This window comes from Pseudomonadota bacterium, from assembly GCA_034189865.1.
In the GTDB taxonomy this organism is placed as follows: Bacteria; Pseudomonadota; Gammaproteobacteria; order UBA5335; family UBA5335; genus JAXHTV01.
Genome location: JAXHTV010000018.1, coordinates 9,801 through 36,651 on the forward strand (window position 1 = coordinate 9,801; position 26,851 = coordinate 36,651).

Here is a 26,851-nt window from a genome sequence, read left to right on the forward strand (position 1 = left end):
GTTTTTCAGCAGGTGGGGTCGTTGTCTGAGGCGGTGCAAGCCATTGCGGTCGGGGTTGATGCGCTCATTGTCCAGGGAATCGAGGCCGGCGGGCATATCCGTGGGCATCAACGCCTTGAGGAACTGCTCATCGACGTCGCGGAGCCAACCACCGATGTGCCTGTCTTCGCCGCCGGAGGAATATATTCCGCTGAAGATGTTCGGCGTGTCGTGAGTCTTGGGGCCTGTGGCGTCTCGACGGGGACACGCTTTGTGCTTGCGGACGAAAGTGGCGCACATGCGGCTTACAAGGCGCGCTTGATTCAAGCCAGCGAGACGGTTGTGACGACATTGTTCGGGCTGGGGTGGGCGACACCGCACCGCGTGGCCGTCAATGCGGCGACCAAGCGATGGTGTCGAGCCGACGGTTCGGTGGCGTCCTGGTTGCAAGGGTTCAATACGGCATTCAGCTTCACGCGAAAAATATTGCCGCTTAAACCGGACCCGGCGAAGCGGCAGCGGGCGGCGATACCTGTTTTTTCCAATGCGGTGGTGGATGAAAGCTTGCCGGGTTCCCTGGTCGATGCGGCTGCGCTGTATGCGGGGGAAAAGATCGGGCAGCTGGATTCCATCCTCACGGCCGAACAGATTGTCCTTGAGTTGGCCGCTGGTTTCTCGGGCGAGCGTTCCGCGTAGCTTGGCCCTTGAGTGAGGCTTGTCTCAAGATGCCTTTCCGTTCCAGTAGGGTGAACGCGCAGTGGCTATTGAGAGTCTTTGGAATCGCCCGTCATTAACGAAAACATCGTTGCAGGTGGTGCGCCGCCGGGGAGATGTGCCGATAAAAACGATTCTTTCAGGCGATGGTGCGTAAAAGAATGGCAAATAATGACAGTCAGGCCGGACCGATAGAAGCACGAGTGATCGGGCTTTTGGCCTCGCTGATATTTTCAATTCCTACCGCTGTTCTGCTCTGGGTCGGGGTTAACAAAGAACTGGCACATTGGGGCGGTTTTCTCGGCAGTTCTTATCTTCTGGGCTGCATGGTGGCCTTTGCCGTGTTGGCGCTGTTGCTGCCGCGACTCTTTCCGGCCATTCTCGGTGGCGTTTGGCGATGGATGATGAAGATCGAGCGGTATTGGGGGTGGTGAGCGGAGGCGGGCGCGGCAGGCAGAAAAAACCTGCCAGCCGCACCCGATTCCCGGAGTCTTTGGATTAACCACTCTTTTTGGGTTGCTCAACGGCTACGCCCAAACGCTTCAATGTGGCGCGAGCCTCGTCACCCGCCGGGCTTTCGGATTGGGCCGCGAGCTTAAGGTTCTCGATTGCCTTGTCGCGTGTGCCCTGTTTCAACAGGATCTGACCGATTCCATTGTGGGCGGTGGCGGTGGGCAGAAGTTCGACGCTTTGCTCCAGATAGCCCAGAGCTTTGTCATCCTGGCCCAGTTGCCGGGCCGATTCTCCGGCGCCGACCAGGGATTGGTAATACCCGTCGTATAGCGCCAGCGCTTTCTCGTAGTTTTTCAATGCCTCCTGCCAATTGGACTGCTGCAGGTGAACAAAGCCGATCAGTCCATGGAACAGATGCTCTTTGGGCTGTAACTGGACGGCTTCTTGCGCTTTGGCCAGGGCCGTTGTCGTATCTTCGTCTTGCACCAGTGCTTTCACGCCTTCGTCGTAAGCGGCATACGCCGGTTGATCTTTGATGATTTGGGCGATCTGCTCGCGGTAGGCGGACTCTTCGACTTTTCCGCCCTGTTTCAATTCCTTGGCGTGCTGTGTGTTGGCATCGACACGTTTTTGAGACGGCGGATGGGAGGCGAACAAGCCCTGCAGCCAATTGCTCTCTCGCCCCTCCGAAAGACGTACGAAAGTCTCTTGCAGCGTGACGGCCGCGTGGGGGTCGTAACTGACTTTGTCCATGTACTGCATGCCGTAGTAGTCCGCTTCCAGTTCGGCTTCTCGACTGTAACGCTGGCCCAGGAAGGCAGCCGCAACGGATGCTCCCCCAACCCACAAAGGCGCATACCGACCCTCGCCACTGGAGGCTGCGACAGCGATCAGGGCGACGCCGGCTTGCAGGACCATGGCCCGTTCCATGGCTTTGGCGCTGTGACGAGCCGCGGCATGGGTGATTTCGTGACCAATCACCGCAGCAAGCTCCGCTTCGTTTTCGAGCTCAACCATCAGTCCCCGGTTAATCGCGATCTTACCCCCTGGCATGGCCCAGGCGTTGGGCACGGAATTGTTCAGAACCACAAATTCGTAGGGCAGTTCCCGTTCGCTATGGACCGCGAGTTGTTGACCGATACCATTGACATAGGCCGTGACCTCCGGGTCGACTGTGTAGAGACCACCCTGCATTTGTTGCGCCGGCACGTAGTTCTGTTGGCCGATCAGGATTTCCTGTTCCGTCGAAATGATGTTGAACTCGCGTTCGCCGGTGACCGGGTTGACAGCGCACCCTGTCAGACCGACGAAAACGACCAGAATAAATGCACGGACGACATGAGCCATTGAGATCTCCATCGAACTGTTTGTTAGCTGCCTATGTCAACGATAGGTGTTTTAGGATACAGTTTTTTTCTTGTACAATACTGATACAACATTATCGGCCAGATAATTTTTAGAGCCGTTGCATTACAACCGAGAGGGCTTGGTTTCATGTTATTACCAGACCATTACTTTAAACGCTCGGTTCCGGCCGCATGGATGCTGGGGTTTTTTTTGACCTTCAGTTCGCCCGCATTTGCGGTCGATCTGATTCCCTTACCGGAACCGGTTTTGCAAGTGGTCCCGAAGCTTGAACTTCGGGGTGCGTCGCGTTTCAAAAAATACTTCTTTCACGTTTACGATGCACGGTTATGGACCGTTGACCGGTCCGACTGGCGCATAGATCAACCCTATGCCTTGGATTTATCCTACGAATTCGACTTCGCAGCTTCCGCTTTGGCGGACCGATCGGTGGTCGAGATGGAACAAATCGGAGAGGCTTCCGCCGCGGAGCGTTTGAAGTGGCGCCAAGAGATGCTCCGGGCATTCCCCGATGTGAAGGCGGGCGATCGGCTCGTCGGTTTGTATATCCCGGGGGAGGGCACGAGGTTTTTTCTCAATGGCGAGCTCTATTCGGAAGTGTCGGATCCGGCGTTTGCAGAAGATTTCTTCGGTATCTGGTTGGATCCGCGCACCAGTGAGCCTGATCTCCGTCGCGATCTGTTGGCTCAGCAATAGCGCAGGCGAGGCGTTGGGATGGCGTTTTTCTCTCAAGGTTTGATTGTCTGATGAATACAGACGCGCCGGACCGTATTCGACTCGACAAATGGTTGTGGGCGGCACGTTTTTTCAAAACCCGTGCCGTGGCAACCGATGCCGTGAAAGGCGGCAAAGTCCACGTCAACGACCAGCGGGTTAAGCCCAGCCATCCCATCAAAGTGGATGATCGGCTCGTCATCACCAAAGGCGCGCTCATCTTTGAGGTCTGTGTGCGGGGGCTGACGGATCGACGAGGACCGGCGAAGCAAGCCGCATTGCTCTACGAGGAAACGCCTATGAGCATCCGTCGCCGAGAGGAAGCGGCTGCGGTATCGCGTGCTGAACGTGTCTCTCGGCCACTACCGCCCAACGGGCGTCCGGATAAGCGGGCTCGGCGTCACCTGATCCGGCTGAAATCGGATCAATAGTTCTCACGTCATCGTTTTCTGCCACTATTACTGTATGAACGGCGTACGGGCGAATTTTTTATTGATTTCATGCGGCTGCGAGGCGAGCGTGAAGCCCGCGCGGTATTTTGGAAGGCCAAAGTGTGACGGATAAACCCAGACCTCAAACGCCCTTGTTAACGGTGGATGTCATTATCGAGATGGGTGAGCCGGATGTCTCCGGGGTCATCCTCATTGAGAGAAAATATCCGCCCTCAGGTTGGGCTTTGCCCGGTGGGTTCGTGGACGTAGGTGAGTCCGTTACGGCGGCCGCACGTCGTGAAGCGGCCGAAGAAACCGGGCTTGAGGTGGAGCTTGCCGCGCTGCTCGGATGCTACTCAGATCCCCGTCGTGACCCGCGTGGCCATACCGCCAGTGTGGTCTATGTGGCGAGAGGGCGAGGCGAGCTGCAAGCGGGTGATGACGCTGGCGACGCGAGGGTCTTTGCGCTGGACAGCCTGCCGGTCTTGGCCTTCGATCATCCGCTGATTTTATCCGACTACGTGCAGTACTATCGTCGCGGTCGCCCCGTCCCATTACGTTAACGCTCTTCGGCGCGGTGTTCGATCGTTTTGCGCCTTGCTGCGTAGGGTTTTTAACCCCGCGATTTGCGCCCGTAGCCAATTTTACCTGTTCGTATCAGATCAGCGTGCCATCTCGTTTTTGAGAGCAATGAGCGAAACGGGTGAGATCCAAATTGTTGCCAGCCGATTCCGCGGCCAAATTGCCGTAAAATGTTTAGCGGCTGACGTGCATAGCTGGCTTTGCCGGCGGAACCTGAATTAGGAGAATCAGGACGATGACCTACCAACATATTCGCCTACCCGAGGCAGGCCAGAAAATTAAATGTGCGGACGACGGACGCTTGGCCGTGCCTGACCATCCTATTCTTGGGTTTGTAGAAGGCGACGGGATCGGTCCGGATATCACGCGCGCGTGTTTGCGTGTTTGGGACGCGGCAGTCGCGCAAGTTTACGGAGGGGCCCGCAAGATCCATTGGTGCGAGCTGTTCCTCGGGGAGAAAGCGGCCTCGATCTACGATGGGAATTACTACCCGCCAGAGACATTGGAGGCGATGAAAGAGCTTTTGGTGTCGATTAAGGGTCCTCTGACCACACCGGTTGGTGGTGGTTTCCGGTCTTTGAACGTGTCTTTACGGCAGGATTTGGATCTCTATGCTTGCGTGCGACCGGTGCGCTATTACGATGGTGTGCCCTCGCCGTTGCGTAATCCGGAGTTCGTCGATGTCGTGATCTTCCGCGAGAACACCGAGGATGTCTACGCGGGTATCGAGTACGCCTCGGGATCGGAGGAGAACGAAAAACTGGCGGGGTATTTGCGACAACAGATGGGCGCCGAGTTCTTCGAATCCGCCGGATTAGGCGTCAAACCCATTAGCCCGTTTGCGAGCAAGCGTCTGGTCAGAAAGGCCATTCAATATGCCATCGACAACAATCGGGAGAGTGTGACCCTGGTCCACAAGGGGAACATCATGAAGTTCACCGAAGGGGCTTTCCGTGGTTGGGGCTATGAGGTCGCGCGGGATGAGTTCCCCGAGCAAACCATCACCGAGACGGAAGTCTACGACCTTCACGGCGGGAAGGTTCCGGACGGGAAAATCGTCATCAAAGACCGGATTGCGGACATCACCTTTCAGCTGATGTTGCTCCGTCCGCAAGAGTTTGACGTGCTGGCCACCATGAACCTGAACGGTGATTATCTCTCCGACGCGATTGCCGCCCAGGTTGGCGGTATCGGGATTGCACCGGGTGCCAACATCGGCGATGCCGTGGCGGTTTTCGAGGCAACCCACGGAACCGCGCCGAAATATGCCAACCAGGACAAAGTGAATCCCGGATCGCTCTTGTTCAGCGGCTTGGACATGCTTGAATACATCGGCTGGAAGGAAGCTGCCGACGTTGTCCGGGAGGCATACCAGGACGTGGTACGGGATAAAGTGGTCACTTACGATTTCGCCAGACAAATGGAAGGTGCGACAGAGGTCGGTACCAGCGCCTTTGCCGACGCGTTGATTCAGCGTATCGAAAGCGGCATCGACGCAGCAGAGCGTCGTGCGGCGCGTGCTAGAGCCTTGGAGGCAGAGCGTCGGGCCCGTGAGCAACGGCGCATGAATGAACCGATGGAAGAAATGCTGGCCAGTGGCCGTAAACCTACCGCGATCGGGCACATCATGACCCGCAAACTGGTGACGGTTTCCGCTGAGGCGACTGTGGATGATGCGGTGAAAACCATGCGCGAGCGCGGGATCAGCTCCCTGGTTGTTGAGCCCGGTACGGAAGACGATCAGTGGGGCATCATCACCCGGCATGACGTTCTGTCGCGAGTGGCCCAGGTCGGCCGCAGCTCGTCGGAAACCCGAGTCGGGGAGGTGGCGACGAAACCCGTCATCTCCGTACCGATGCACGAACCTATCAGTGGCTGCGTCGATTTGATGATGAAACATGACATCCGACGCTTGCTGGTGGAACTTGATGGCCGAATCGTGGGCATTGCGACGGAGACCGATCTGGTCAATGCGGTTCAGCAATTCGGTTGGGTTCGCGCCGAGTAGGCGCTATGGAATCTGCGATTGCCCCGCGTTATGTCATAGCGTGGGGGCGATCGGCCGGGCAGCCTAGGGAGATAGAAAGCCGGCCCGCAAAGCGGGCCGGAGTTCCACGTGGAGAGGTCAAGTCGCCAGTGGGCGCTGGCGACTTATTTGGGCGATGGGGGATCGCCGTTAGAACGTGAATAAAAGACCGATATCAAGGTTGTGAGAGGCCCAATCGAATTCCACATCACCACCGGCTTCGTCGGTGAATTCGGTATCTTCAGTCGCTTGGTAACGATAAGCGGCGGTCAGCATCACGTTCGGTGATAACTCGAAACCGAGGCCCGCGGTGAGCTGATAAGCGAACACCGTGGCATCATCATCGATGATATCGATGTCGCCGAGGTTCACGTCTGCGCTGAGCTGGACTCCGCCGATGCCGGCGCCGATGTATGGCATGACGCTGCCACCGGTGTTGAAGTCGTAGTATGCGTTACCCATGAAGCCCCATTGACTTACGTCGCCGTTCAGGGTGTCCAGTTCCACAGCACCCAGCCTGCCGTCATCGATGTCGCTGGTTTGGTAGATCACTTCGCCTTCAACGCGGAAACCACTTGCGGTACCACGGCCGATCGCCAGGGCGACGCCGTAACCCGTGTCGTAGTCCGACTCGACGGTGCCATCAACGGGAACAGGACCAAAGCCGCTCAGGAACGTCCAGTCCGAATCATCAGCGAAGCTGACAATTCCTTTGGCGCTCACGTAGGGCCCTTCGATGGCCATCGCGGCCGGGGCGGCGGCGAATGAAGCAACGGCAATGCCAGCGATTATTCTACGATCCATCTGAATACTCCTTGACTCACAAAATTACAGTGTAATGAATAATTCCGGTTAAGGCTGAAAAACACCAGCGCCGAGCTTGACGTGTCGACCGGGCAGCCAGTGATACAAAAGTTATACAAAAACTCTTCGTGGTGCAATGATTTCTTTTTATCGAACGAATAGTTTCTAGCTATCAACCGGTTGCAGTCTGGTTGCAACCGTGGAAACTATACCCGACTTGTGCGTGACTCAATACTGTGCGCGTGGCATTGGGCGCCTCGCGCCGCTGCGAAATGACACATCGTCAACTTAGACCTGACAGACCGAGAAACGATTTCATAAGCGATAAAATTGGACGCGGCCACTTGGTTTGGATGTGTCACACAGTCTCGGAATGCCTTTGCCCACGGGATGTTCACATCTGGGACTGGAGGTAGTTCTGTAAGCCGATTTGGCTAATCAATTCCAGCTGAGTTTCCAGCCAATCGATGTGCTCTTCTTCACTTTCCAGAATGGATTCGAACAACTCCCGAGACACATAATCGCCGACGGATTCGCAGTACGCGATAGCCTCTTTAAGGCACGGGTGGGCTTGTTGTTCCAGCGTCAGGTCTGCACGCAACGTTTCTTCGGGGTTCTCGCCGATGAGCAACTTGCCAAGGTCCTGCAGATTAGGGAGCCCATCAAGGAACAGGATACGCTCGATCAAGGCATCGGCGTGTTTCATTTCATCGATGGATTCCTTGTGAGTGTGCTCATAGAGCCGCTGGAATCCCCAGTTGTCGTGCATGCGGGCGTGAAGAAAGTACTGATTGATGGCCGTCAGTTCATTCTTAAGTACCCGATTGAGATGTTCGATGACTTTCGCGTCACCCTTCATGGCAGCTGACCCCTTGGTGAGTAGCGAGAAGGAGAATTTGTCAGCCGATAATGGAACCTTGGCTCGGGCCGGATCGAAAGTATCGGCTGGGCGGTCCGCTGATCACAGCGCCCGTCGGCGTTGAGACCGGAGAAATAGAATCATTCCTAGGGCGTCTAAATGCAAGTGCTTGCAGCGGTGAATCGAGGTGAGGGGATCCCTCGCTTTCAGGAATCCCCTCCGACAAGCTTGTTAAGGCGTGGGGGGAATGGCTGTCGTATAGACCGGCTGACCTTCGACATCACGGACGGTCAACGTCAGTACACCATTGGGGTCGATTTCGACCGCGCCGAAATTGAACCAGTCCAAAGCGTCTTCGTAGCTCGTCACCGCATCGGCACTTTCCGGTCCAAAGAACAACAACCGTTCCGGATTGAACGTGGTGTCGAATTCGTCTTTCGGGAACAAACCGGCATTTAGGGGGCCGACGACGGCTTCGTGAGCCGTAAATTCCGGCGAGTCCCCAAAAGGCGTGTAACGGAAGACCGACGCGAAATGCACATCGGTCGTAATCCATAGGTTGTTGTGGATGTCATTGTCGCGAAGGAACTCTAGGATTTCCCGCAGCTCGTTCTCGAAGCCGCCCGATTCGGTGAAATCGGCCCAGCCGTCACGACCGGCGGCGCCAGACGAACCGGTGGGAATAGATATTGGAACTGACGAAATGATGACTTTCCAGGTGGCGTCGGATGCCGCCAAGACTTTTTTCAACCAGGTCAGCTGTTCACGTCCCAGTGCGGATTTAATGGCCTCGGTACTGTCCGCCTCGAAATTCGGGTCTCGGTACTGGCGGGTGTCGAGTATGAATAACTCGAGTTGTTGACCCCAGCGCAGGTTGCGATAAAGCCGCTTGGGGGTGTTGTTCGCCACAGCGATGGGGTTGTAATCAAAAAACGCTTGTAGTCCTAATGGAAGCAAGTGTTCACCCGCGGTATAGGGCGGGGTATCGCGCGTGTCGTGCAACGGTCCAAAATCGTTGACGACTTCGTGATCGTCCCAGATGGCAATGTAGGGTGTCTCGTCTAACAGGTCACGCAGTCCGGGTGCGGCCCAATTGTAATGCCAGTGTTTCCAGAAATTTTCCAGATCGGCGGACTGGGTAAAATCACCGGGTAGTTGGATATTGCCGTAACGCCCGGTCTCTTCGCAGACGCCATCGGCGTAGATCATATCGCCCAGCCCGATGAAAAAGTCCGGCTCGAAGCGCTTGATGCCATGAAAAATGGGGTAATCGTCAGCGGCGTCTCGGCATACATTCTGGCCACCTAAGTCGCCTCCCCAGGCAAACCGGACGGGTTTGACCGACTGAGGCGATGGTGCGGTGCGGAAATGGCCGACCACTGCCTCCTCCACCGCAGCGGATAGAGGGACTTCGCCCGCCCATACGGCGTAGAAGTAGATGGTATCGGGGCGCAGTCGGTTCACTTCGAAATGGGCGGCATAGTCGTGATCAGCGGTCAGCATCTGCTGCTTTTTTATGGGCAGGGCCGGCGCGCCGAACAATAACAAGTTCAGGGTAGTTTCGCCTTCTGCGCGAGACCAGATCACTGCGCTGCGATCACTGACGTCACCAACGAGGGTGGTGGCATCGACCGCGGCCCAGGTTGGGGTGCTGAACGTCAACGCCAATGCCAGCAGCGTGGTTCGAACAGTGGGGGGTGTATATAGCGTATTGGGGTACATGCCGGGGACCTCCGTCGGGGTGGATGAGGCCTCACCTTAAAGTGCCGGTATTGACATTCATTCGGTTGTTCGCTGACGAAAATATGACGGTCTTGGACCAGCCGGTCGGGAGGGCATCGGTTGATCCGTGGCGGGTACCGGGGAAGGGATTTATAGCCGGCAAGTGATGGTCAAGGAGGTTATATTTCTTTGTGGGCGAAAATTCGAAACGGCAAGTAACCGAGGTGAGTCCACGCTTTTTGGGCGACTGTGTTGCCGGCCATATACGACAGCTCCACGCGGGACACACGCTGTTGCCGAAACCAGTGTTCCGCGTGTTCGACAAGGTCGGATGCGATACCGTGATTTCGATAAGCCGGCTCCACCCAACAGCCGGCGATGTGGCCCACCTCGCCGAATCCGGTGGCTGGCATGTTGGTTTCCGAGATCGTTGCCAACAGACAGCCGGCCGGCGCGTCTTCAATCTCCGCGAGCAAGGCGATACTTCGCGGGTTTTCTATAAATCCTTTCACCCATGCCAGGGTGGGCGCGCCGACTGTTCCGGGCAAGGCGGCTGTGTAGACATCGTGGGGAACGTTCTGTTGCAGATATTGAACGATTCGCACGCAAGCTTGTGCACAGTAGGGGGCGTCATTTAGGTCCGCTTCGCGGATGACCAAGGCAGAACGGTTCACGCCCCACAACTCCATTGGGTTGTTTGCGCTCCAAATTTTAACTCAATTCCGGTCGCACTTTCCGGGCAAGTTTCAGGTGGCCGTAGGAGAGCACGTGTGGTCGGCCTGTGGTTCCGGGACCGGAACCACTTGGTTTTTGCCTTGGCGCTTGCCTTTGTAGAGCCGCTCGTCGGCTGCGGCGATACAACGATCCAAACCTTCGCTCGGGTTGTACTCGCATAATCCGAAAGTCATGGTGACCGTCAGAGGTGACGCCGACAGTGCCAGTTGTTCTGTCTCCAGCTTCTTCCGCAATCGTTCGATGCTCTGATAGGCGCAGTGTAAATTCGTGTTGGGCAGCATCATCAGGAATTCTTCGCCGCCCCAACGACTGATTTGGTCGGATTTTCGAGCGTGAGTACCAATCATCTGGGAGACGTGTTTCAGTATGGCGTCTCCGGTTTTGTGACCGTACCGGTCGTTAACGCGTTTAAAGTTATCGATGTCAGCCAGGACGATCACAAACGGATGCCTATAGCGATCATAACGATGAACTTCTTCGGTCATCAGTTCGGTGATGGCGCGCCGGTTCAGCAGGCCGGTCAAAGGATCGGTTCGCGCCAAGCGCTGGAGTTCAGTCGTCAGCGCGGAGACCTTCTCGTCGGCGTCCCACGCTCCCCGTTGGTAAAAGAAAGAAATGTAGGTCAGCGCGAATACCGTTGACACCAAGTTGAATTCATAGAGTAGTCGCGTGGTCGCTTCTGCCAATTCATATTTGGGCGTCATAGTGGCTGAGAACTGATGCAAAGCCACCAATACGACGGCTGACAACGAAGGCACGCTGAGTCTCGCCACAAGGTGCCAGCGCGGACTCAGTAACACGACCGGGCTTGGAACCAAGATGTAGTAGAAAAACCCGGATTCCCAGCCCATCAGCGTAACGGCCAGTATGGCATGGGTGGTGACTTCTACCACCGCGATGATCAGTGCAGGCGTTTCATGGCGCCGTTTATTCAGCACCAGCGCAACGAAAAAAGCCCCTATGCTGACCAAGTTGAACGTCGCCAACTCCCAGGCAGCCAGTGTCCAGAAGATGGGGAAAAAACAAAGGTGAAGAATCAAACCCAATAGCAAGACATGCTGCGACGTGACGAAAAACCGGAAATCGCCGGGCCTCTCGTAATCGTTGCGGAGCAATTCAAGTACCCAATGCAGGCGTTTGGTTTGTAGACGGGGTGCGTCGTTCTCAGGGATTTGTTTCACGCTGGCTTACACCAGTTATTTATCATTTGATGTCACGGTGTATAGATTGTTATCGGCGACTTGTGGGTGGGCTGCAGTTTCAAGCAGCGGCCCTTGCGGCCACTGTGTTTTAGCCGAGAAAAACGCGATGGGGTTGTCCAGCCCGGCAGGTTGGCGGATGTGATCGGGTCGCTATTCGATGACGGGCGAAGGACCGAAATTTCCCGGGCGGAGACGGCCGGACTGCACTTGTGACGAACTGATGTGGTGCCGGATGATGAAAAATATGTGATGACCATCCTGATCGAACCGTGTGCAGTTGCGCACCCGATCACAGACCACGCGGTTGCTTTTCGACCGACGCGAGTGAATGGCCCGTCCCGTTCGCTCGAACGGGAGAATTACATCATTCCGGCGGAGTATTGTCCGACGATGCCTGGGTTGCAAAGGCGAGGCGTTCGCCGCCCCCGGCCTGTATCGCCGATATTGTCTCGGCGACACGCGCATAGCGGACCGCCTGATCGGCATCCAGACGTATGACGGCATCCGGTTGTTCGTCAAGGGCCTGGCTGATCGCACGGGGTATCTGCTCCAGTGGGACCGAGGTGCCGTCGACGGCCAAAGCGCCATCAGCTGCAAGCGTGACCTCGACGACCACCGGTTCGGCCAGCGGTGGCGCATCCGCCGCCGGCAATTCCACGCGAAGAGCCTGAGAGAATAGGGGCGCCAGCACAATGAATATCACGAGCAAGACGAGCATGACATCCACCAGAGGCGTGATATTGATATCGGCGACCGGTTGGCCGTGGCTTTTGTGCGTCCGACCTGCCATTAGTCTTTTTTCTCCGCGAAGACCAAATCAACGATATCCATTGCATTCTCGGCGGTGAGGGCATTGAGGCCGACTAAGGCCCGGGCCAGCAGATTGTAGGCGACCAATGCCGGAATAGCGGCCGCCAGACCGGCTGCAGTGGCAACCAGAGCCTCTCCCACTGGTCCGGCCACGGCGTCCAGCGTCAGGGCTTTCCCGGTGAGCGTCTGTAGGGCGTGCATGATGCCCCAGACCGTGCCGAGTAAACCGATGAAGGGCGCGGTGCTGCCGATGGTGGCCAGCATGGTCAGCCAGCGCTCGTGACCAAACCGGATCGGTTCCTGTGCCTCTCCCAGACGCTCTCGTAGCTCCGCCGGGGTGAAGTTTCGTCGCCGAATCAAGGTTCCGGTCACGGCCGCCAGTTGGCGGCTGGGACATTCCGCGGGAAGGTCGTCCAATGCGGACAGATCGTTGTTCTTGAGGTGACCGGCCGCTTTCTTTTCTTGTCTCCGCCAGGCCTGCAGTTGAAGCAGTTTAATCAGCGTGATCACCCACGTGACAAAGGACATGGCCGCCAGGGTAACGAATACCGAACGCACGACGAAATCGCCATGTGTCCACCAATCCATGAGGCTTCCATAGTTCATCTACTGTCTTTCCTCAACCGGTTTCGAGGCGAAATTGAATGGGTACGCGGACGGTGGATTGACGCGCCCGACCGTCAACCGTTGCGGGTCGGAAACGCCATTGGCGTACCGCCCTGAGCGCGGTCCGGTCCAGTACGGATCGTCCGGAACTCTCCTCGATCTCCACACGGATGGGCTTGCCCTGAGCATCCACGACGACGGAGAGCATGACCACACCCTCCCAGCCAAAGCGTCGCGCCGCCGACGGGTAGGGAGGCAGCGGGTTTTCACGGTAGGCGGCTGCCAGATCGATGGGCCGGTTTTCGGCTTGTGCGGGAGCTTCTGCGGCACGGGTTTGTTCCAATTCAGCGGGCGGACCCGGCGCGACGGCCGGTGGCGTTGCGGTCGCTGTTGTGTCTGATACCCCGGAGGTGTCTTCTGCCGGGGGCGGCACGTTGGGAACGGGATCCAGCGTCGGTTTAGGCTTCGGTAACGCCTTCTTCGCAGTCGGTTTCGGTGGCGGCGTTTCGGGCGTGATGGTTTTGTCGACGGGCGCCGGAGGCGCCGGTCGTGCTGCGGGCGTGATTTTAGCCGGTTGGCTGGGCGACTGCTCTATGGTTGGTGGTGACGGCAGGGTGACCAGCCGGACCGTTTGGAGCGCATCGATTGCGGGGGGTGTGGTTGGGCTGTCGAGCCACGCCATGGCGAACACGTGAACCGCCAAACTGACAAGCACGGCAGCCATGACGCGTCGGGCACTGACGGCGCTCGGAATCTCAACGGGTTCCGGTAAGTCCTTTTCGCTTAAGGAAAATTTTGGTTTCGGCGGATTTTCGATCGGAAAAGGTATTGCAGATGACATGGATCGGCCTAGGGTAATCGCAGCCGGATAAAGTGCCACGCGCCCATCGTGGCGACAAGCACTAACAATACAGCGGCGGAGGCCATCAGGATATCGCGTAGGTCTTTTCCAAATCCATCAAGGAAATGCCATTTGTGGATGTAGCCGAAAACCCATCCTTCCATTCGTGCCAAGGGACCGACATGTGCTGCCAAGGCACCGCTTCGGGTTTCGACGTACCAGTCATGCCCCGGGAGGTCTGTAAAACTGACCGAATACACCGGTAGGCGTTTGAAAATAAAGCCGTAGTCACCACCGAAAGCGCTGACCAATCGGGTCTGGGACGGATCATTCGCGGAGATGCCCGCGTAGCGAGCGGCCAGTTCGAGGGCGTGTGTGACGGCTGCGTCGGCTCGCAACGCAGCAGTGCTGGCGTCCAGATATTGATCCGCCTGCGGTGGCGGGCTTGTACCGGCACCGTGATGGCCATGGCCGCCGGCGGCTTGGGTCGGCCGGTTCTGAACTTGCCAATACGCCTTGCCGTCCATCCGGATCAGTTGGGCTTTGGTGATTGTGTCACGGTCCAGATGTTGACCGAGCATCGACCAATCCGCCGTGATTTCGGAAACGTGAAAGCGCTCGGGGGAGGGCAATTCCACCTCCGTCGCCCCGAGATGTTTTGCAGTCAGATGAAACAATCCGCTGAGCGCGAAGCCAAGGGCAGCCACAGAGATTAGTGCACCGAGGGAGCGATGCCAGCGCACGCTGACAGGTTTGTTGTCCGACAAATGGTTTCGGCGCCAGAGTACGCCGTAAACCAGCATTCCGGCGCTCGCGGTGAAGGCGCTGCCCAGCAGCAGTATCGCCATTAGCAAAAAGCTCCAGTGTTCGCCGGCCACCGGGCCCCAAGAATGCAGAAGTCGGAATAGTCGTCCGGTCAGCGCCTTGCGATCATCCGTTAAGGTTGCCAAGCGACCGCTGGCGGTTTCTACGTAGGCGCGCATCCCGTCGGGCCGCTGAAAATCCACGCGGTAAACGGGCAGTAAGCGATCGATATATAGGTAGTCCGAATCGAACGCCGTGATCAGACGGGTTTCGCCGACGCTGCTGAGTTCGTCGCCCAAATAATATCTGGCCAACTTCACGGCAAAAGCGTGCTCACCGTTCTCTCGAACTCGGCCGGTGGCCGCATCGAGCCATAGCACGCCCTCGTCGGTTTCGACCCGATAGTAGGGTTTGTGCTCGAAACCCAGCAATTGGAGAGACCGAAAAGTCTTGATGTCCAATGCGGAGAGAGCCGCACCAGGCGCCGTAACATCCGATAAGCGAACTGTCTCCGAAGGCGGGACAAATGCCGCTGGTTTCGGGTTGAGGCGACTGATGATGGGATGTGCCAGACCGCTCAGTCCCCACGCGATAACCGCCAAGCAGACAAAGATCCCCACCTTCTGATGCCAGCGGTGGAGCTTGGCACTGAGCGGTTCTCGCGCCTCAATCGCGTTAGTCGGAGGTTCCACACCGCTCATAGGAAGTCATACTTCATGCCAACGAACAGGGTCCTTGGTCGGCCGGGTGTGTAGGTTGGCCCCCATTTCGATGTGGTATCAGCGTAGAGCTCGTCGGTTGCGTTTAGGAGCTGGGCGTACAATTCCAGGCCGGTGTTGATCAGATAATAATTGGCCCGGAGATTCAGCAGATCGTGGCCTTCGTAAGTGCCCGTGTTGGCTTCATCCAGATACCATTCGCCGGTGTGCGCCCATTCCACTTCGAGTCGGCCACCGTTGAGAAAATCGGGCCGATAGCTCAGGCGTAAGCTGCCGAAGTCCTCCGGCGCGTCCGGTTGCGTGTTGCCGGAATAGTCGACCGTTGAAGAGACGGTCCATTCTTTGAACTTGTGTTCCGAGCGGGTGTAAGCCAGACCGAGCAAGAGCGTGTCGGTGATGGCCAGGTCTGCGCCGAGTTCCACGCCATAGTGTTCCGTTTCACCAGCGTTGACGTTTCGTCTTGCGCCCGTTTCATCGGTGATGTTGATAATGTCATCACGCTTTAGCAGGTAATATGTCGCGACCTCCCAGGCCAAACGATCGAACGACTGTCCACGTAACCCCAGCTCGACACTGTCGGCTTTGACCGGCTCGAGGTCGGTGGAATTGTCGTTGCTACCGGAGCGGAATAACTGACCGACGGTTGGAATGCGAAAGGCGTGTCGATAGCTGGCGAAACCGTTGAGGTTATCCGAAAACTGATACACCAGTCCGAGCTTGGGGCTGAAATGATCCAGGCGCAACGTCGTGTCGGCCGGCCGGCGATGGATGGCCTCGTTCGATGGCGTGCTTGGGTCGTCCAGGTCTCCGGCTTCTACGGTGGGTAGGTTGTTTTGGTAGTCGTAGCGCACCCAGTCGTAGCGCACGCCCCCGTTGAAGCGCAGTCGTTCGGTCAGCTGCCATTCGCTGTGCAAATAGGGTGAAACCGATTGGAAATCGACGTCGAAGTCGTACAGCTGATCGACGGCCGAATAAGCGAGCCAATAGGGGCCGGGGTCGCTGTCCGTACGGATGATATAGTCCTGAATGACGTAACCTTGGGTGTAGTCGAGGTCCACGCCCGCAATCCAGAACCCGTCCCGTTGGGCGAAATCCTGGCGGTATTTAAAAGCTAAACCGAGAGAATCGTGGCCGCTTTCGTTGACGTGGGCGTCCTGAGAGTCCAGAGCCGTCGTTCCAAGCCAGGGGATAAAGACTTCACGCCCTGTGTTCAAGGTCCAAGTGGCCAGATATTCCAGATCGTTGCTGCGCAAATACGGCGTCAGGCTGATCCGACCCGCTCCGGCCTCCCACTCGAATGCGGATGAAAGCCGCACGGCCGATACGTCCCGAAATCCGATGAGATTACCGGCCTGAGCGGGATCTTCGATGTAGTCCTCGAAACGAAGGCCCGATCCCCCGGTATCCATATCCAACTGGGTGGCGGTTAGCACGGTGTTCACGGTTGCGGCTCCGGCGCGGGTATTCCAGGCGCCGGTGAACGATTGTCGGTCGAATGCCGTATTCTCGCGCCACCCGTCGCTGTCGATCACATCCAGGTTGCCGCTGAAGCCCTGTTCGCCCACGCGCTTCGCACCCCGTATTCGGGCTCTACGCCAGCCGTACTCGCCAGCTTCCAGGCCGATTGCCAAGTCATCGGTCTGTTGTGGTTGACCGGAAAGGACATTGATCACGCCACCGATTGCATCACTGCCATAGAGCGCTGAACCCGGGCCCCGAAGGACTTCGAGTCCGTCCGCGCCTGAGACATTCACCTCGTAAAGCGAATTGTGATTGAAAAAGGCAGGCGATCGGATGGGAATACCGTTTTCCAGATAGAGATAGACCGGATCATAGGAGATGGGTTGACGAATAGCGGCCGCGACCCCTTGTCCCGTGCTGCCGAGTTGCACGATGTTGACGCCGGGAATTCGGTTGAATGCATCCGCCGGGTGGGTCGGGTTGATCTCCTCGATGTCCTCGCCTTGTACCACACCGATACTGGCGTCGGTGTCCGCCAAGGACGCTTCCTCACGCGTCGCGGTAACCACCACCGTGCCGAGCTTGTCTGTTTTGTTCTCCTCGGCCTGGATACCGCCCATGAACACAACCAGCCCCACCGCCATGCCGAGTGGGCCGCGCGCGTTTATCATGTTCTTCTCCTTGGATTCGCGACAAATTTTGCCATCCGGCAACGCACAAAGCCCGGCAGTATAGCCATGGCATTTTGAGGCCGGGAATGCGACATGTTGTCGCAGCGTTTACCTGGGATGAAGGGTTTTGGCGAGCGATTAATGCGATTGGGGGCGCCGCGACGGGCGACGTGATGGCGTTGCTCAGGTTGCCCCGTCGGGTGTGACGGCATTGCACCGCACCAGGTAACGAGCCAACGCCACCGCGTTGTTTCGGCGCGCATCTTTGGCGGCATAGAGCAGGGTAATACAGTCTTGAGTTGCCAACTCGAGCAGTGGGGCCAGGGTTTGGCGGCGTTGGTCGAGTTCGGCGAAATACCGCCGGACGAACTCGCTCCAACGAGATGGATCGTGTGAGAACCAGCGTCGTAGTGAGGGCGTCGGGGCTACGTCTTTGAGCCAGAGGTCGACGACCCCGGCGTCACGTTTCATACCTCGTGGCCACAGTCGATCCACGAGGATCCGCGTTCCGTCCTCATCAGAAGGTGTGTCGTAGACCCGTTTGATTCGCAAGCATGGCGAGTTTTCGGTCTGGACGGTCGAGTACTCCAAGGGCGCGCTCTCCGGTGGCCGTCGGAGTGCCTGTGTCGGCACGTTTGTTTTCGTGAGTTTATAACAGTGCTCGGACGATTGAGGGGTTCAATGATCGGTGCGGCAAAGCGGCTTGGTTATCTTCCATTCGGTCTGTTTCAGGTTCTCCGGGAACGTTTGTTGGCAATCGTATAGGCCGATGCCGTTGCCAGCAGTGAGCTGCGGTTTCGCAAGGAGCGGATGGATACAACCAGAAGGGAGTACGGAAATGAGTTATTGGGTGATCAAGACGCTGTCCTCGGTTGAAAATCCTCAATGGGTGGGAACCAGTGCCCAATTGGATCGATCAGCTTATTGGTCAGTCGCATATACCCTGGTCGGGCAAACCGTTTCGTCCTAAATGGACCGTCGCTGCGGCGGGGATAGCACGTGGACCGCTGGAAACGGAGCGTTACAATCGCCGGTGCGATGGGTTGCGGAAACAATGGGGTTGGGCGCGCGGGACAGAAGCGGTTCACCATAAAACATAGGGCCTTCTGAGAAGGCCCTACAATCGATATGGCTTGCTGGTAGCCACTTCTTATTGTTGTGACCGATTGGGCGATCGGCGTATTTGCCACGGAGATGACTGTTTCATGCCCAAGTTCCGGATACCCATCTTTTTTAGTGACTCGGAAGAAGGATGGGTGCGACGAGTATCCGGATCAATGAACGACCGACTTGTGACCCCAAGAGACCGTTCTGTCGGATGGTTTAGTTCTTATAGGTTCTCCTCCCGCTTTTTTGCCATGCATTTTAATTGATTGCTTGTTTAGGCGGCTGCAGGATCTGCTTGATTCGATGTGAATTTATTGTTGTCTTAGATCCGTTGCCTTTCGGTATGGTTAGATGCAGATAGCGTGCCAGAAATGTAAGCCAGCGCCTTAATGCAATGTAAGCCTTGGCTTACGTGGAGTGTACGCGTAGGCGGACGGACTATCATCCGTTGCTGACAGCCGCGAAAGTGACGCGTTTGGTCAAAAACTGCCGGCCAATTGTGACGTGTTGCGTCAGCCTTGACGTGTCGGTTCGGGTGGAGACGATTGAAACAGTGGCTTGATTCGCGCCCGGCCACTGGATTGAATCCGCACACGGGGTGCGCGAACGATCATTGGAGTTTCACGTGAATTCTGACAACCAAGGGGCTAAGTCCAACGTCAGGCTCAGTGCCGAGCGATACGACGACATGACCTATCAGCGTGCCTTGGACGATTCAGAGGGTTTCGTTCGCGGTAGCGCCCATTTTGATAATGGCGAGTTGACGGTGCCCGGCTATCCATCCATCGGCCGAATTTTGAATCTCGAGCGCGGCTTGTCCGAACAAGTGGGTGAGCGTTTTTGGATGGAAGAAAAAATTGACGGCTATAACGTTCGGATTTTCCGCCATCACGACCGCGTCTTGGCGCTCACTCGCGGTGGGTTCGTTTGTCCGTTCTCCACTGACCGGCTCGCGGACCTGTTCGATCTGTCGTTTTTCGACGCCCATCCGGAGATGGTGGTCTGTGCCGAGATTGCTGGTCCCGGAACGCCATATCTCGAGGGTTCACCGCCATTCATCCCAGAGGACGTGGGCCTTTACGTGTTCGATTTCATGCGCCTCAATCGGCCGGGGTTTGTTGATCCGCAGGAGAAGGATCGACTGATGGCGGCGCATCAGCTCAATGCCGTTCCCGCTTTGGGGTATTTCTCGGTAGCGGATATCGACCGGATTCGATCGATTATGGTCCAGTTGGACGAGTCGGGACGCGAGGGCGCCGTGTTTAAAGAGGACGGTGGGCGGAATCGTCGGGCGAAGTACGTCACTGCCCAGTCGAGTATTGCCGATATTCGATGCACCGCCGGCGGTATGTTGGAGCTTCCGGCGGAATACTTCACCGGGCGCATTCTGCGAATGGTCACTTTTCTGGAGGAACAAGGCCTGCAGGCTAGCAGCGATATTCCACAAGCGCTGGGATCTGCGTTTCTGGATGGCTTGAACGAAGCCGTTGCTCAGTATCGAGAGGTACACCAAGTTTTCCACCGCTTCCGCTGCCGTTTTCGCAGCCGGGCCGCGGCGGAACAGTTGATCGAACACTTCTATCACACCCAAGGTAAGCAGCAGCGTACTCAGGTGGAATCGCTCACCCAACAAGCGGATGGCTACTGGTTGCTTGTGTTTGATCGCGTCTATCCGGGAATGACGGGTCTGCTGGGCCACGTTCTGGGTGGCGGCGCGGTATATGACTGAGAGCGGCGGGTGTTTTTGCGCCTGTGAGTTCGCCCGCGCACGCGAAAAGCCGGCAACTTGCTCGGTTGTGGCTATACCCCCGAGAGATTCTCCATTATCGAACGCAGATTGGCCGGATCCACTAACTTGACGCCGAACTTATCGGCCCATATACGCATACCATAATCGGCGGAGACCAAGGTTGCGTCCAACTCCAACGCGAGCAATACGGCATCCAGATCTTCCGTCGAATCCAATAATCCCTGTCGAAGCGCTTCCCGGTAGCGCTGCCGGAGCCGGTGCACGAGTTGTCCCACGTTCTCCGGTGTGCCCTCGCCCGCCAGCTTGGTATGTTCTTCGGCGATTCGCAGGCCCTGATCGATTCGCATTCGGACTTCCTCGACGAACTCGTAGAGCATTTGGCTGGGGACCTGGAGCTGGTGTTTGCGGGGCGAGCGGACACTGACCCAGGTCTGGAAACTTGCGGCTACGTTACTCATCTCGCGCATTTTGCCCAGTTCCTGGTAGGTGCTACTCGGCATGTAGAATCGGCCTTGCGCGTTCTTGGCCAGTTCAATGAAATCGCTGAGTGCCTCGATCGCATCTTCGCCGAACTGTCTGAAAATTTCGGGGTTGGTGAATACACTGGTATCGACGACGTAGCAGTCCATGCTCAGGTGTTCCTTGGATAGCGATGAAGCGCCGTGCTGACCTTGGGTCGCACGTGGGCGGCGCAACTAGTGTATAGCATGTCGTTCCCCGCCGGGGCGGTTTTCTGAGCGGATAAAAAAAGCCTTCTCTGGTGGGAGAAGGCTGAAGGGCCGAACACCCCGCTTCACGCGGAGATGGGTTTGCCGAGCAAGAAACTAACCGGTCAAATTGCGATTCACCGGAATGGCCGAGCGGTGTCGCGCCGCTCGGGCGAAAAGGGGGGGGGCGTACGTCGCCAGGGCGGGCGACGTACGGACACGCGGTCGTGAACTGGCTATGGTCTGGGTAGTCAGGGAGAAGCCGAGCGGTTGACCAAGGGCTTGGATCGCACAGGGGATTGATCCAATCAGAATTGCCCGAGCCATGGCGGATTGGGTAAACCGAATGATCGGGCAAAGAAACAACATAGAAAAATCCACTTCAAAATCGTTGAGTCGGGTTTCGTTTGATCGGCCAAACAGGAGTCGTTTTGGCCGTCTTGTCCTAAACAGAGCAGGAATTGTGCCACTGAAGGATATTTAGTTCTATATTGTTGATTTCTTTTGATATGTTGGGGTTTCTCTCCGCTTTTGGTATCCCAAAAATGTGACGTTTATCGTCACATTGTGACGGCGTGGGTGACCAAAAATGGCGATTAGTGCCGCCCGGCGTCAGTAGTCACGTCTCGATCCGTGCGAAAGCCCGTTGATCGTTGAGTCAATGAATAGTTGGACGGTCGCGGACTATGCCGGCCCGGAAGATGTGGCGTGATTTTCCGGCATACCGATGAGATAGGTGATCCGATACGGAAAGCCGAATGGACCACGGGCTCTAATTTGACCGATGTCCCAATGGTAGTGGGGGCTGTCGATATCCCTGACCAGGTCAGCCAGTTCGCGGACGGAATAGGTCCGTAAGCAGGAGACAAAGCCATCCCAGGCGTACACCAGCGGACACAGTGGTATCAGGTAGGTGAACAGAAAACGCGAGAGGGTCATCCGCCCGGCAAACGGCGTGAACAGCAAGCTGCTGAAAAACACGGCAAACGGCACGAGTAGGATCGTCGTCAGACGCCGTTCTTGGGCTTCGAATGCGCCGATACCCACGCCTTTTTGCGCAGCGTCCTCAAGAATCTTTCGCGCCCCCTCCGGCCGAAAGTGATGCAGCCCCGTGAAAATGGTCCGAAACGCACCGAGGTCAGCCGGTGCGTCGAAAGCGCTCGTGGGTTCTATTCGCCCACGGACCTGTCCGCTAGTTTTCTGGGCAAGGCGGCTAAAAGCCAGTTCGTTGGGATAGAGGTCTGTCAGGAGCACTTGCGGTGTGGCGTCGAAGTCGTTTCGTAACTCATCCATCAGCGCCGGCAGTGGGCCGCCACCACCGGAACACAGATCCACAATCTGGTCGGCCCGAAGACGCTGCAAGCAGTCGTTGATCATTCCCGCGACGGGGTTGAACAAGCCGAAGGCGGTAAACAAGAAATGTAGGTTATCGGTAATGAAGTCGCGGAAGACCTTCGGTACCCACGGCAGGTCTTCCCATTCCCATAAATGAACCCGTGCCATTGTCTCTCCAAGGCATTGTTTTAACGCTCGCATCCTTGCGAAAGCGAACTGTAATTAATAGTCAGGGCAACCTATCAGGTCAAGCCGACGTCGGCAGCGCGAATCGAGGGCTAGACGTAACGTGAAGCGGTTCTTTGCGAGCGGTGCGCGAGGCTCTGCGGCGCGGGCCGGCGCAATCGATAATCCTCTAATCTTGCCGTTAGAGTGTTTGTCAGCTCGGTCGGTGGGTTGTACGGTTACAAGTTGGTGCCGATAACCCCGGACAAGCGTGTTGGTATTGCTCAACACACCGAGACCGAACTGATTCAGGAACACGAGCGCTATGAGCAGTCTGCGAAAGCAACTCCGAGAACACTACCAAGTGCCCCCCGACAAAAAACTGCGCCTCTCGGCACGGGATCCGGACAATCTCTACGGTGTCCCAGATGGCAAAGACCAGGGGCTGGAACTCCGAGATACCCTGACGGAACGACTGGGTGAGCTGCAGAATCTGTTGTATGCGCAACAAAAGCATCGCGTACTGGTGATCCTGCAAGGGATGGATACCAGCGGTAAGGACAGCACCATTCGCCGTGTTTTCCGGGTTGTCGATCCGCTGGGCGTGCGCGTTGCCAGCTTCAGAGCACCTAACAAAGACGAAATAACGCGAGACTATCTTTGGCGTGTTCACCGCCGGGTACCGAGCAATGGTGAGTTGGTGATTTTCAATCGCAGCCACTATGAGGACGTTCTGGTGGCACGGGTTCGCCGATTGGTCCCGAAGAGACAGTGGAGGAAGCGTTACGACCACATCAACGACTTCGAGCGGATGTTGACGGACGAAGGCACCACCATCCTCAAGTTTTTCTTACATATCAGTCACGAAGAACAGAAACGGCGATTGCAGCGACGCTTAGAGGATCCCACCAAACATTGGAAGTTCGATATCAGCGATATCAACGAGCGGTCTTTCTGGCCCGAATATGTTCGGGCTTATGAGGAAGCGATTTCCCGGACCAGCACCCCATGGGCACCGTGGTACGTTATTCCGGCAAACCACAAGTGGTATCGGGACGTGGCGGTGGCCGGCATACTGGTCGACACGCTCAACGCCTTGCGCATGCGTTTTCCGCCGCCGCCGCCCGGGCTGGATGAGATTGTTCTGGAATAACGCGCGCCGCGCTTGGCGGGAATCCAGACAGGCGACTAGGCTTGTCCGGCATCCCGGACGACCAGAAGCCTTAATTCGGTCATTTCTTCCATGGCGAATCGCAGTCCCTCGCGTCCGAACCCGCTGGCCTTAACCCCGCCGTAGGGCATATTCTCCACCCGCCAGGAGGGGATGTCACCGATGATGACGCCCCCCACTTCCAAACGGTCCCAGGCCCGCTGGGCTTTGTAAAGGTCACGGGTGAATACGCCAGCCTGAAGACCGAACGGGCTGGCATTGACTTCGTCCAACGCTTGTTCGAAATCGGCGAACTTCGAAAGGATGGCCACGGGCCCGAAGGCTTCCTCGGCCGCCAGCGGCAGATCCGGCGGCACCTCTTCCATCACCGTTGCCGGGAACATCACGCCCTGACGATAGCCGCCGCACAACAGGCGCGCGCCGTGCTCCAGCGCCGCGCCGATCCAAGATTCCAACCGAATCGCTTCGTCTTCGGAAATCAGGGGTCCGATAAAGGTCTCCTCCGCCTTCGGATCACCCATGGTTAGAGCCTGGGCGGCCTCGACGAAGCGGGCTCGAAACTCGTCGTAAAGGTTTTCGTGGATCAGAACTCTTTGCACGCTGATGCAACTTTGACCGGACTGATAAAAGGCGCCGGTGGTGATGCGATCGACCGCATCGTCGAGATCGGCATCTTCATCTACCACACAAGCGGCGTTGCCACCCAACTCCAGCGATACTTTCTTTCGCCCCGCTTTATTTTTGAGTTCCCATCCCACGTCTGAGGAACCGGTAAAACTCAAGAGCTTTAAACGCTCATCGGTGGTGAGTTGTTCGGCCGCGGCTCGGGAACTGGGCAAAATCGAGAAGCTGCCGTCCGGCAGATCTGTTTCCGCCAAAATTTCTGCCATGAGCAGGGCGCTGACCGGGGTCCGACTGGCCGGTTTTAGAACGAAAGGGCAACCGGTGGCGATGGCCGGCGCCACCTTGTGGGCCGCTAGGTTGAGAGGAAAATTGAAGGGGGAAATAAACGAGCAAGGCCCGATCGGTACCCGCTTGTACACGCCGTGATAGCCACGGGCGCGGGGTGATATCTCCAGGTTAAGGAGTTCACCGGCCGGACGTACCAACTCCTGTGCGGCCAACTCGAAGGTGTCGATCAATCGGTCCACCTCGACCCGACTGTCTTTGATCGGTTTGCCCGCCTCGATACAAACTGCCATGGCCAGGATTTCGCGCTTTTGTTCGAACCGGCCGGCACAGTGGCGCAGGATGGCCTGGCGCTCGTAGATCGGCATCTCACGCATTGATTTGCTGGCACGGACGGTGGCGGCGATGGCGCGGTCGATAGCGGCCTCATCGGCCAGGGCGACTCGGGTGGCCACCTCGCCCGTGTATTTGTCGGTTACCACCAAATCGGCATTGGCGTATTCGGCGCGGTTGCTCAAATAGTAGGGGTAGCAATCCTGGAGCACGGGTTTTCCTCCGTGTAAGGGATGAGCGCGCGCTGGCGCAGGCGATACCGCTTAGCCGGTCATTTTGGGGACAAGGTTTAGGCAAACAGTTGTGTTATCGGTCTGGCCGCCGTTCGTTCGCTCAATTGTCCCAACTTGAAGTGATGACTCGCAACATTCCATGAGTGGCCCGATCGCTGGACAGCTTGTCTGCGGGCGATCTCCGGTTTCGGTCACAGAAGTGATGGTCACGCTGTCCAAACAATTGTTGAAGCCATTCGCTTCACGCAACAATCATTTGGAGAAACGAAATGCTTGCACACACCGAATCCGTTACCTTAGAAGCCCCGGCCGCAATCGTCTATGCGTACTTGGCCGATCCCGGAAACCTCCCGAAATGGGCCAACGTTTTCTGTCAGAGTATCGAACATGATGGGAACGGCTGGCGAGCTCAAACCGTCGCGGGGCAAATCGGTATTCGCTATGAATGCCACGAAGTCTGCAGGACGATCGACATCGTCTCGCTCATTGAACCTGGCGTTGAGGACACCGCCTACACGCGAGTTATGCCAAATGGTGCCGGATGCGAGTTCACCTTCACGTTCTATCGTGATCCCGATATGAGCGATGAGCTGTTCGATTCCCAGCGTTGGGGTCTTAGGGAAGAGTTGCGAACACTTCGCGCGATCATCCGACAGCTTTCCGAAGGCTAGAAAGCACAGGGGTAACAAGATGACGAAACCTCTGCTGGAGGAGAACGTTCTGCTTGCGCAACAGGGCGATGCGGTCGCACTCGAAGCGGTTGTTCGTGCGGTACAAAAAGACATCTACAATTTGGCTTTGCGCATGCTGTGGTGTCCCGATGATGCGGCTGATGCCACTCAGGAGATACTTCTGAAACTCATCACCCGCTTGGCAAGCTTCGAGGGGAGGAGTGCATTTCGAACTTGGGCATATCGAGTGGCGCTCAACCACTTGCTCAATCAGCGTAAGAGCCGGGTGGAAGCCGAACAACCCTCGTTTGAACAGTTTGCCGACGACCTTGCCCAAGGTCTGTCGGAGCCGACTTCGCGGGAATCTGATCCTGAGTATGCATTGCTGGTTCAGGAGGTTAGAGTTGGCTGTACCCATGCGATGCTGATATGCCTGGATCGTGAGCACCGCGCGGCGTTCGTATTGGGCGAAATCCTGGAGCTCTCCAACTCGGAAGGCGCCCAGGTATTGGGCATATCGGATGTCGCCTATCGCAAGCGTCTTTCGCGTGCGAAGCGCCGGCTTGTCGACTTCATGGCGGGACACTGCGGGTTGGTTAACACCGAAGCTGCGTGCCGTTGTCACCGGCGTATCGACTGTGCCGTGGAGCAGGGTGTTGTTAGACACGAAAAACTGCTGTTTGCCGGTGATTCGAAAGATGCTGAGGCGGCCAACGCCAGCGTTGCAGAGCTTTCGGCTCTGCAACGCGCGGTGGCGGTTTATCGATCTAATCCGCAGTTCGATGCACCAAAAGAACCACTGGAAACACTCAAACCGCTGTTTAACGGACAGGCGCTGAAGTGCTTGCAATGACAAGACTTCAGGCCGCCGGTTCCGGAATCGCTACGTGTTGATGCGTGACCCGAGTGGTGTTTGTTTCTATTAGCCGCGGCGGTGTTCGGATGAACGTAATCGATCAAGAGGACAGTACA

Annotated in this window: 25 protein-coding genes; 10 read left to right on the forward strand and 15 right to left on the reverse strand. The window is 56.9% G+C overall.

Going from position 1 to position 26,851, the window contains the following annotated elements; translation table 11 throughout:
* Positions 1-675: nitronate monooxygenase (locus tag SVU69_09555; GenBank protein ID MDY6943242.1), on the forward strand; the 675-nt coding region annotated here is incomplete at its 5' end.
* A gap of 179 nt (positions 676-854) precedes the next feature.
* Entirely contained in the window at positions 855-1,127 is a 273-nt protein-coding gene (locus SVU69_09560) for a hypothetical protein (GenBank protein ID MDY6943243.1), read from the forward strand.
* 64 nt (positions 1,128-1,191) lie between these two features.
* Here the strand turns inward: SVU69_09560 and SVU69_09565 are convergent, their stop codons facing one another.
* Positions 1,192-2,493: a M48 family metalloprotease gene (locus SVU69_09565; GenBank protein MDY6943244.1), complete on the reverse strand. Its 1,302-nt coding sequence runs from the start codon at positions 2,491-2,493 to the stop codon at positions 1,192-1,194.
* A gap of 147 nt (positions 2,494-2,640) precedes the next feature.
* Between SVU69_09565 and SVU69_09570 the strand changes: the two genes are divergently transcribed.
* The 4 genes from SVU69_09570 to icd all read left to right on the forward strand — a co-directional run bounded on the left by SVU69_09570 (position 2,641) and on the right by icd (position 6,246).
* A complete protein-coding gene (locus SVU69_09570; protein MDY6943245.1) occupies positions 2,641-3,207 on the forward strand; it encodes a chalcone isomerase family protein in 567 nt (188 codons plus the stop codon).
* 50 nt (positions 3,208-3,257) lie between these two features.
* A complete protein-coding gene (locus tag SVU69_09575; protein ID MDY6943246.1) occupies positions 3,258-3,656 on the forward strand; it encodes a S4 domain-containing protein in 399 nt (132 codons plus the stop codon).
* A 179-nt stretch (positions 3,657-3,835) separates the two neighbouring features.
* Positions 3,836-4,219 (forward strand): NUDIX domain-containing protein, encoded by a 384-nt coding sequence (locus SVU69_09580; GenBank protein MDY6943247.1) that lies wholly within the window; start codon positions 3,836-3,838, stop codon positions 4,217-4,219.
* Positions 4,220-4,473: 254 nt separating this feature from the next.
* A complete protein-coding gene (gene icd, locus SVU69_09585; protein MDY6943248.1) occupies positions 4,474-6,246 on the forward strand; it encodes an isocitrate dehydrogenase (NADP(+)) in 1,773 nt (590 codons plus the stop codon).
* A 168-nt stretch (positions 6,247-6,414) separates the two neighbouring features.
* On the opposite strand, the gene SVU69_09590 is transcribed toward icd, so the two are convergent.
* The 11 genes from SVU69_09590 to SVU69_09640 form a co-directional block, all read right to left on the reverse strand.
* Entirely contained in the window at positions 6,415-7,068 is a 654-nt protein-coding gene (locus SVU69_09590; protein ID MDY6943249.1) for an outer membrane beta-barrel protein, read from the reverse strand.
* A 394-nt stretch (positions 7,069-7,462) separates the two neighbouring features.
* On the reverse strand, positions 7,463-7,927 hold the full coding sequence (gene bfr, locus SVU69_09595; protein ID MDY6943250.1) for a bacterioferritin: 465 nt from the start codon (positions 7,925-7,927) through the stop codon (positions 7,463-7,465).
* A 231-nt stretch (positions 7,928-8,158) separates the two neighbouring features.
* Positions 8,159-9,649 (reverse strand): alkaline phosphatase D family protein, encoded by a 1,491-nt coding sequence (locus SVU69_09600; protein ID MDY6943251.1) that lies wholly within the window; start codon positions 9,647-9,649, stop codon positions 8,159-8,161.
* Positions 9,650-9,828: 179 nt separating this feature from the next.
* Complete coding sequence (locus tag SVU69_09605) at positions 9,829-10,323, reverse strand: GNAT family N-acetyltransferase (protein ID MDY6943252.1); 495 nt, start codon at positions 10,321-10,323, stop codon at positions 9,829-9,831.
* 72 nt (positions 10,324-10,395) lie between these two features.
* Positions 10,396-11,565, reverse strand: coding sequence for a GGDEF domain-containing protein (locus SVU69_09610; protein MDY6943253.1), 1,170 nt, complete (start codon positions 11,563-11,565; stop codon positions 10,396-10,398).
* A 385-nt stretch (positions 11,566-11,950) separates the two neighbouring features.
* Entirely contained in the window at positions 11,951-12,376 is a 426-nt protein-coding gene (locus SVU69_09615; protein ID MDY6943254.1) for a biopolymer transporter ExbD, read from the reverse strand.
* Complete coding sequence (locus SVU69_09620) at positions 12,376-13,002, reverse strand: MotA/TolQ/ExbB proton channel family protein (GenBank protein ID MDY6943255.1); 627 nt, start codon at positions 13,000-13,002, stop codon at positions 12,376-12,378. Before SVU69_09620 ends, SVU69_09615 begins: the two co-directional genes overlap by 1 nt.
* A 13-nt stretch (positions 13,003-13,015) precedes the next feature.
* Complete coding sequence (locus SVU69_09625) at positions 13,016-13,726, reverse strand: energy transducer TonB (GenBank protein ID MDY6943256.1); 711 nt, start codon at positions 13,724-13,726, stop codon at positions 13,016-13,018.
* 125 nt (positions 13,727-13,851) lie between these two features.
* On the reverse strand, positions 13,852-15,348 hold the full coding sequence (locus SVU69_09630; GenBank protein ID MDY6943257.1) for a PepSY domain-containing protein: 1,497 nt from the start codon (positions 15,346-15,348) through the stop codon (positions 13,852-13,854).
* Positions 15,345-17,498 carry a TonB-dependent receptor gene (locus SVU69_09635; GenBank protein ID MDY6943258.1) on the reverse strand — a complete coding sequence of 718 codons (2,154 nt, stop codon included), beginning with the start codon at positions 17,496-17,498 and terminating at the stop codon, positions 15,345-15,347. The genes SVU69_09630 and SVU69_09635 overlap by 4 nt, the downstream gene beginning before the upstream one ends.
* Positions 17,499-17,681: 183 nt before the next feature.
* Positions 17,682-18,131 (reverse strand): DUF488 domain-containing protein, encoded by a 450-nt coding sequence (locus tag SVU69_09640; protein ID MDY6943259.1) that lies wholly within the window; start codon positions 18,129-18,131, stop codon positions 17,682-17,684.
* Between the two features lie 1,099 nt (positions 18,132-19,230).
* Here SVU69_09640 and SVU69_09645 point away from each other — a divergent pair.
* Positions 19,231-20,334 (forward strand): RNA ligase, encoded by a 1,104-nt coding sequence (locus SVU69_09645; GenBank protein ID MDY6943260.1) that lies wholly within the window; start codon positions 19,231-19,233, stop codon positions 20,332-20,334.
* Positions 20,335-20,405: 71 nt separating this feature from the next.
* Here the strand turns inward: SVU69_09645 and SVU69_09650 are convergent, their stop codons facing one another.
* Positions 20,406-20,984 carry an RNA ligase partner protein gene (locus tag SVU69_09650; GenBank protein ID MDY6943261.1) on the reverse strand — a complete coding sequence of 193 codons (579 nt, stop codon included), beginning with the start codon at positions 20,982-20,984 and terminating at the stop codon, positions 20,406-20,408.
* 762 nt (positions 20,985-21,746) lie between these two features.
* Positions 21,747-22,565 (reverse strand): hypothetical protein, encoded by an 819-nt coding sequence (locus SVU69_09655; protein MDY6943262.1) that lies wholly within the window; start codon positions 22,563-22,565, stop codon positions 21,747-21,749.
* Positions 22,566-22,887: 322 nt separating this feature from the next.
* On the opposite strand from SVU69_09655, the gene SVU69_09660 reads away from it, so the two are divergent.
* Positions 22,888-23,715: a polyphosphate kinase 2 family protein gene (locus SVU69_09660; protein MDY6943263.1), complete on the forward strand. Its 828-nt coding sequence runs from the start codon at positions 22,888-22,890 to the stop codon at positions 23,713-23,715.
* A 35-nt stretch (positions 23,716-23,750) separates the two neighbouring features.
* Here SVU69_09660 and SVU69_09665 read toward each other — a convergent pair whose 3' ends face one another.
* The gene (locus SVU69_09665; GenBank protein ID MDY6943264.1) at positions 23,751-25,187 is read right to left on the reverse strand and encodes an aldehyde dehydrogenase family protein; all 1,437 of its coding nucleotides are present in this window, start codon (positions 25,185-25,187) and stop codon (positions 23,751-23,753) included.
* 290 nt (positions 25,188-25,477) lie between these two features.
* On the opposite strand from SVU69_09665, the gene SVU69_09670 reads away from it, so the two are divergent.
* Together SVU69_09670 and SVU69_09675 are read left to right on the forward strand one after the other, a co-directional pair.
* The gene (locus SVU69_09670) at positions 25,478-25,879 is read left to right on the forward strand and encodes an SRPBCC family protein (GenBank protein ID MDY6943265.1); all 402 of its coding nucleotides are present in this window, start codon (positions 25,478-25,480) and stop codon (positions 25,877-25,879) included.
* A gap of 19 nt (positions 25,880-25,898) precedes the next feature.
* Positions 25,899-26,732 carry an RNA polymerase sigma factor gene (locus tag SVU69_09675; GenBank protein MDY6943266.1) on the forward strand — a complete coding sequence of 278 codons (834 nt, stop codon included), beginning with the start codon at positions 25,899-25,901 and terminating at the stop codon, positions 26,730-26,732.
* Positions 26,733-26,851 lie beyond the last annotated feature (119 nt).

Bases quoted from the DNA above. Each gene is read 5' to 3' on its own strand.
- SVU69_09660 (MDY6943263.1), top strand. From the start codon at position 22,888: ATGAGCAGTCTGCGAAAGCAACTCCGAGAACACTACCAAGTGCCCCCC.
- SVU69_09655 (MDY6943262.1), bottom strand. From the start codon at position 22,565: ATGGCACGGGTTCATTTATGGGAATGGGAAGACCTGCCGTGGGTACCG.
- SVU69_09675 (MDY6943266.1), top strand. From the start codon at position 25,899: ATGACGAAACCTCTGCTGGAGGAGAACGTTCTGCTTGCGCAACAGGGC.
- SVU69_09620 (MDY6943255.1), bottom strand. From the start codon at position 13,002: ATGAACTATGGAAGCCTCATGGATTGGTGGACACATGGCGATTTCGTC.
- SVU69_09570 (MDY6943245.1), top strand. From the start codon at position 2,641: ATGTTATTACCAGACCATTACTTTAAACGCTCGGTTCCGGCCGCATGG.
- SVU69_09600 (MDY6943251.1), bottom strand. From the start codon at position 9,649: ATGTACCCCAATACGCTATATACACCCCCCACTGTTCGAACCACGCTG.
- SVU69_09565 (MDY6943244.1), bottom strand. From the start codon at position 2,493: ATGGCTCATGTCGTCCGTGCATTTATTCTGGTCGTTTTCGTCGGTCTG.
- SVU69_09615 (MDY6943254.1), bottom strand. From the start codon at position 12,376: ATGGCAGGTCGGACGCACAAAAGCCACGGCCAACCGGTCGCCGATATC.
- SVU69_09630 (MDY6943257.1), bottom strand. From the start codon at position 15,348: ATGAGCGGTGTGGAACCTCCGACTAACGCGATTGAGGCGCGAGAACCG.
- SVU69_09650 (MDY6943261.1), bottom strand. From the start codon at position 20,984: ATGGACTGCTACGTCGTCGATACCAGTGTATTCACCAACCCCGAAATT.
- icd (MDY6943248.1), top strand. From the start codon at position 4,474: ATGACCTACCAACATATTCGCCTACCCGAGGCAGGCCAGAAAATTAAA.
- SVU69_09560 (MDY6943243.1), top strand. From the start codon at position 855: ATGGCAAATAATGACAGTCAGGCCGGACCGATAGAAGCACGAGTGATC.
- SVU69_09625 (MDY6943256.1), bottom strand. From the start codon at position 13,726: ATGGCTGCCGTGCTTGTCAGTTTGGCGGTTCACGTGTTCGCCATGGCG.
- SVU69_09580 (MDY6943247.1), top strand. From the start codon at position 3,836: ATGGGTGAGCCGGATGTCTCCGGGGTCATCCTCATTGAGAGAAAATAT.
- SVU69_09670 (MDY6943265.1), top strand. From the start codon at position 25,478: ATGCTTGCACACACCGAATCCGTTACCTTAGAAGCCCCGGCCGCAATC.
- SVU69_09590 (MDY6943249.1), bottom strand. From the start codon at position 7,068: ATGGATCGTAGAATAATCGCTGGCATTGCCGTTGCTTCATTCGCCGCC.
- SVU69_09575 (MDY6943246.1), top strand. From the start codon at position 3,258: ATGAATACAGACGCGCCGGACCGTATTCGACTCGACAAATGGTTGTGG.
- SVU69_09635 (MDY6943258.1), bottom strand. From the start codon at position 17,498: ATGATAAACGCGCGCGGCCCACTCGGCATGGCGGTGGGGCTGGTTGTG.
- bfr (MDY6943250.1), bottom strand. From the start codon at position 7,927: ATGAAGGGTGACGCGAAAGTCATCGAACATCTCAATCGGGTACTTAAG.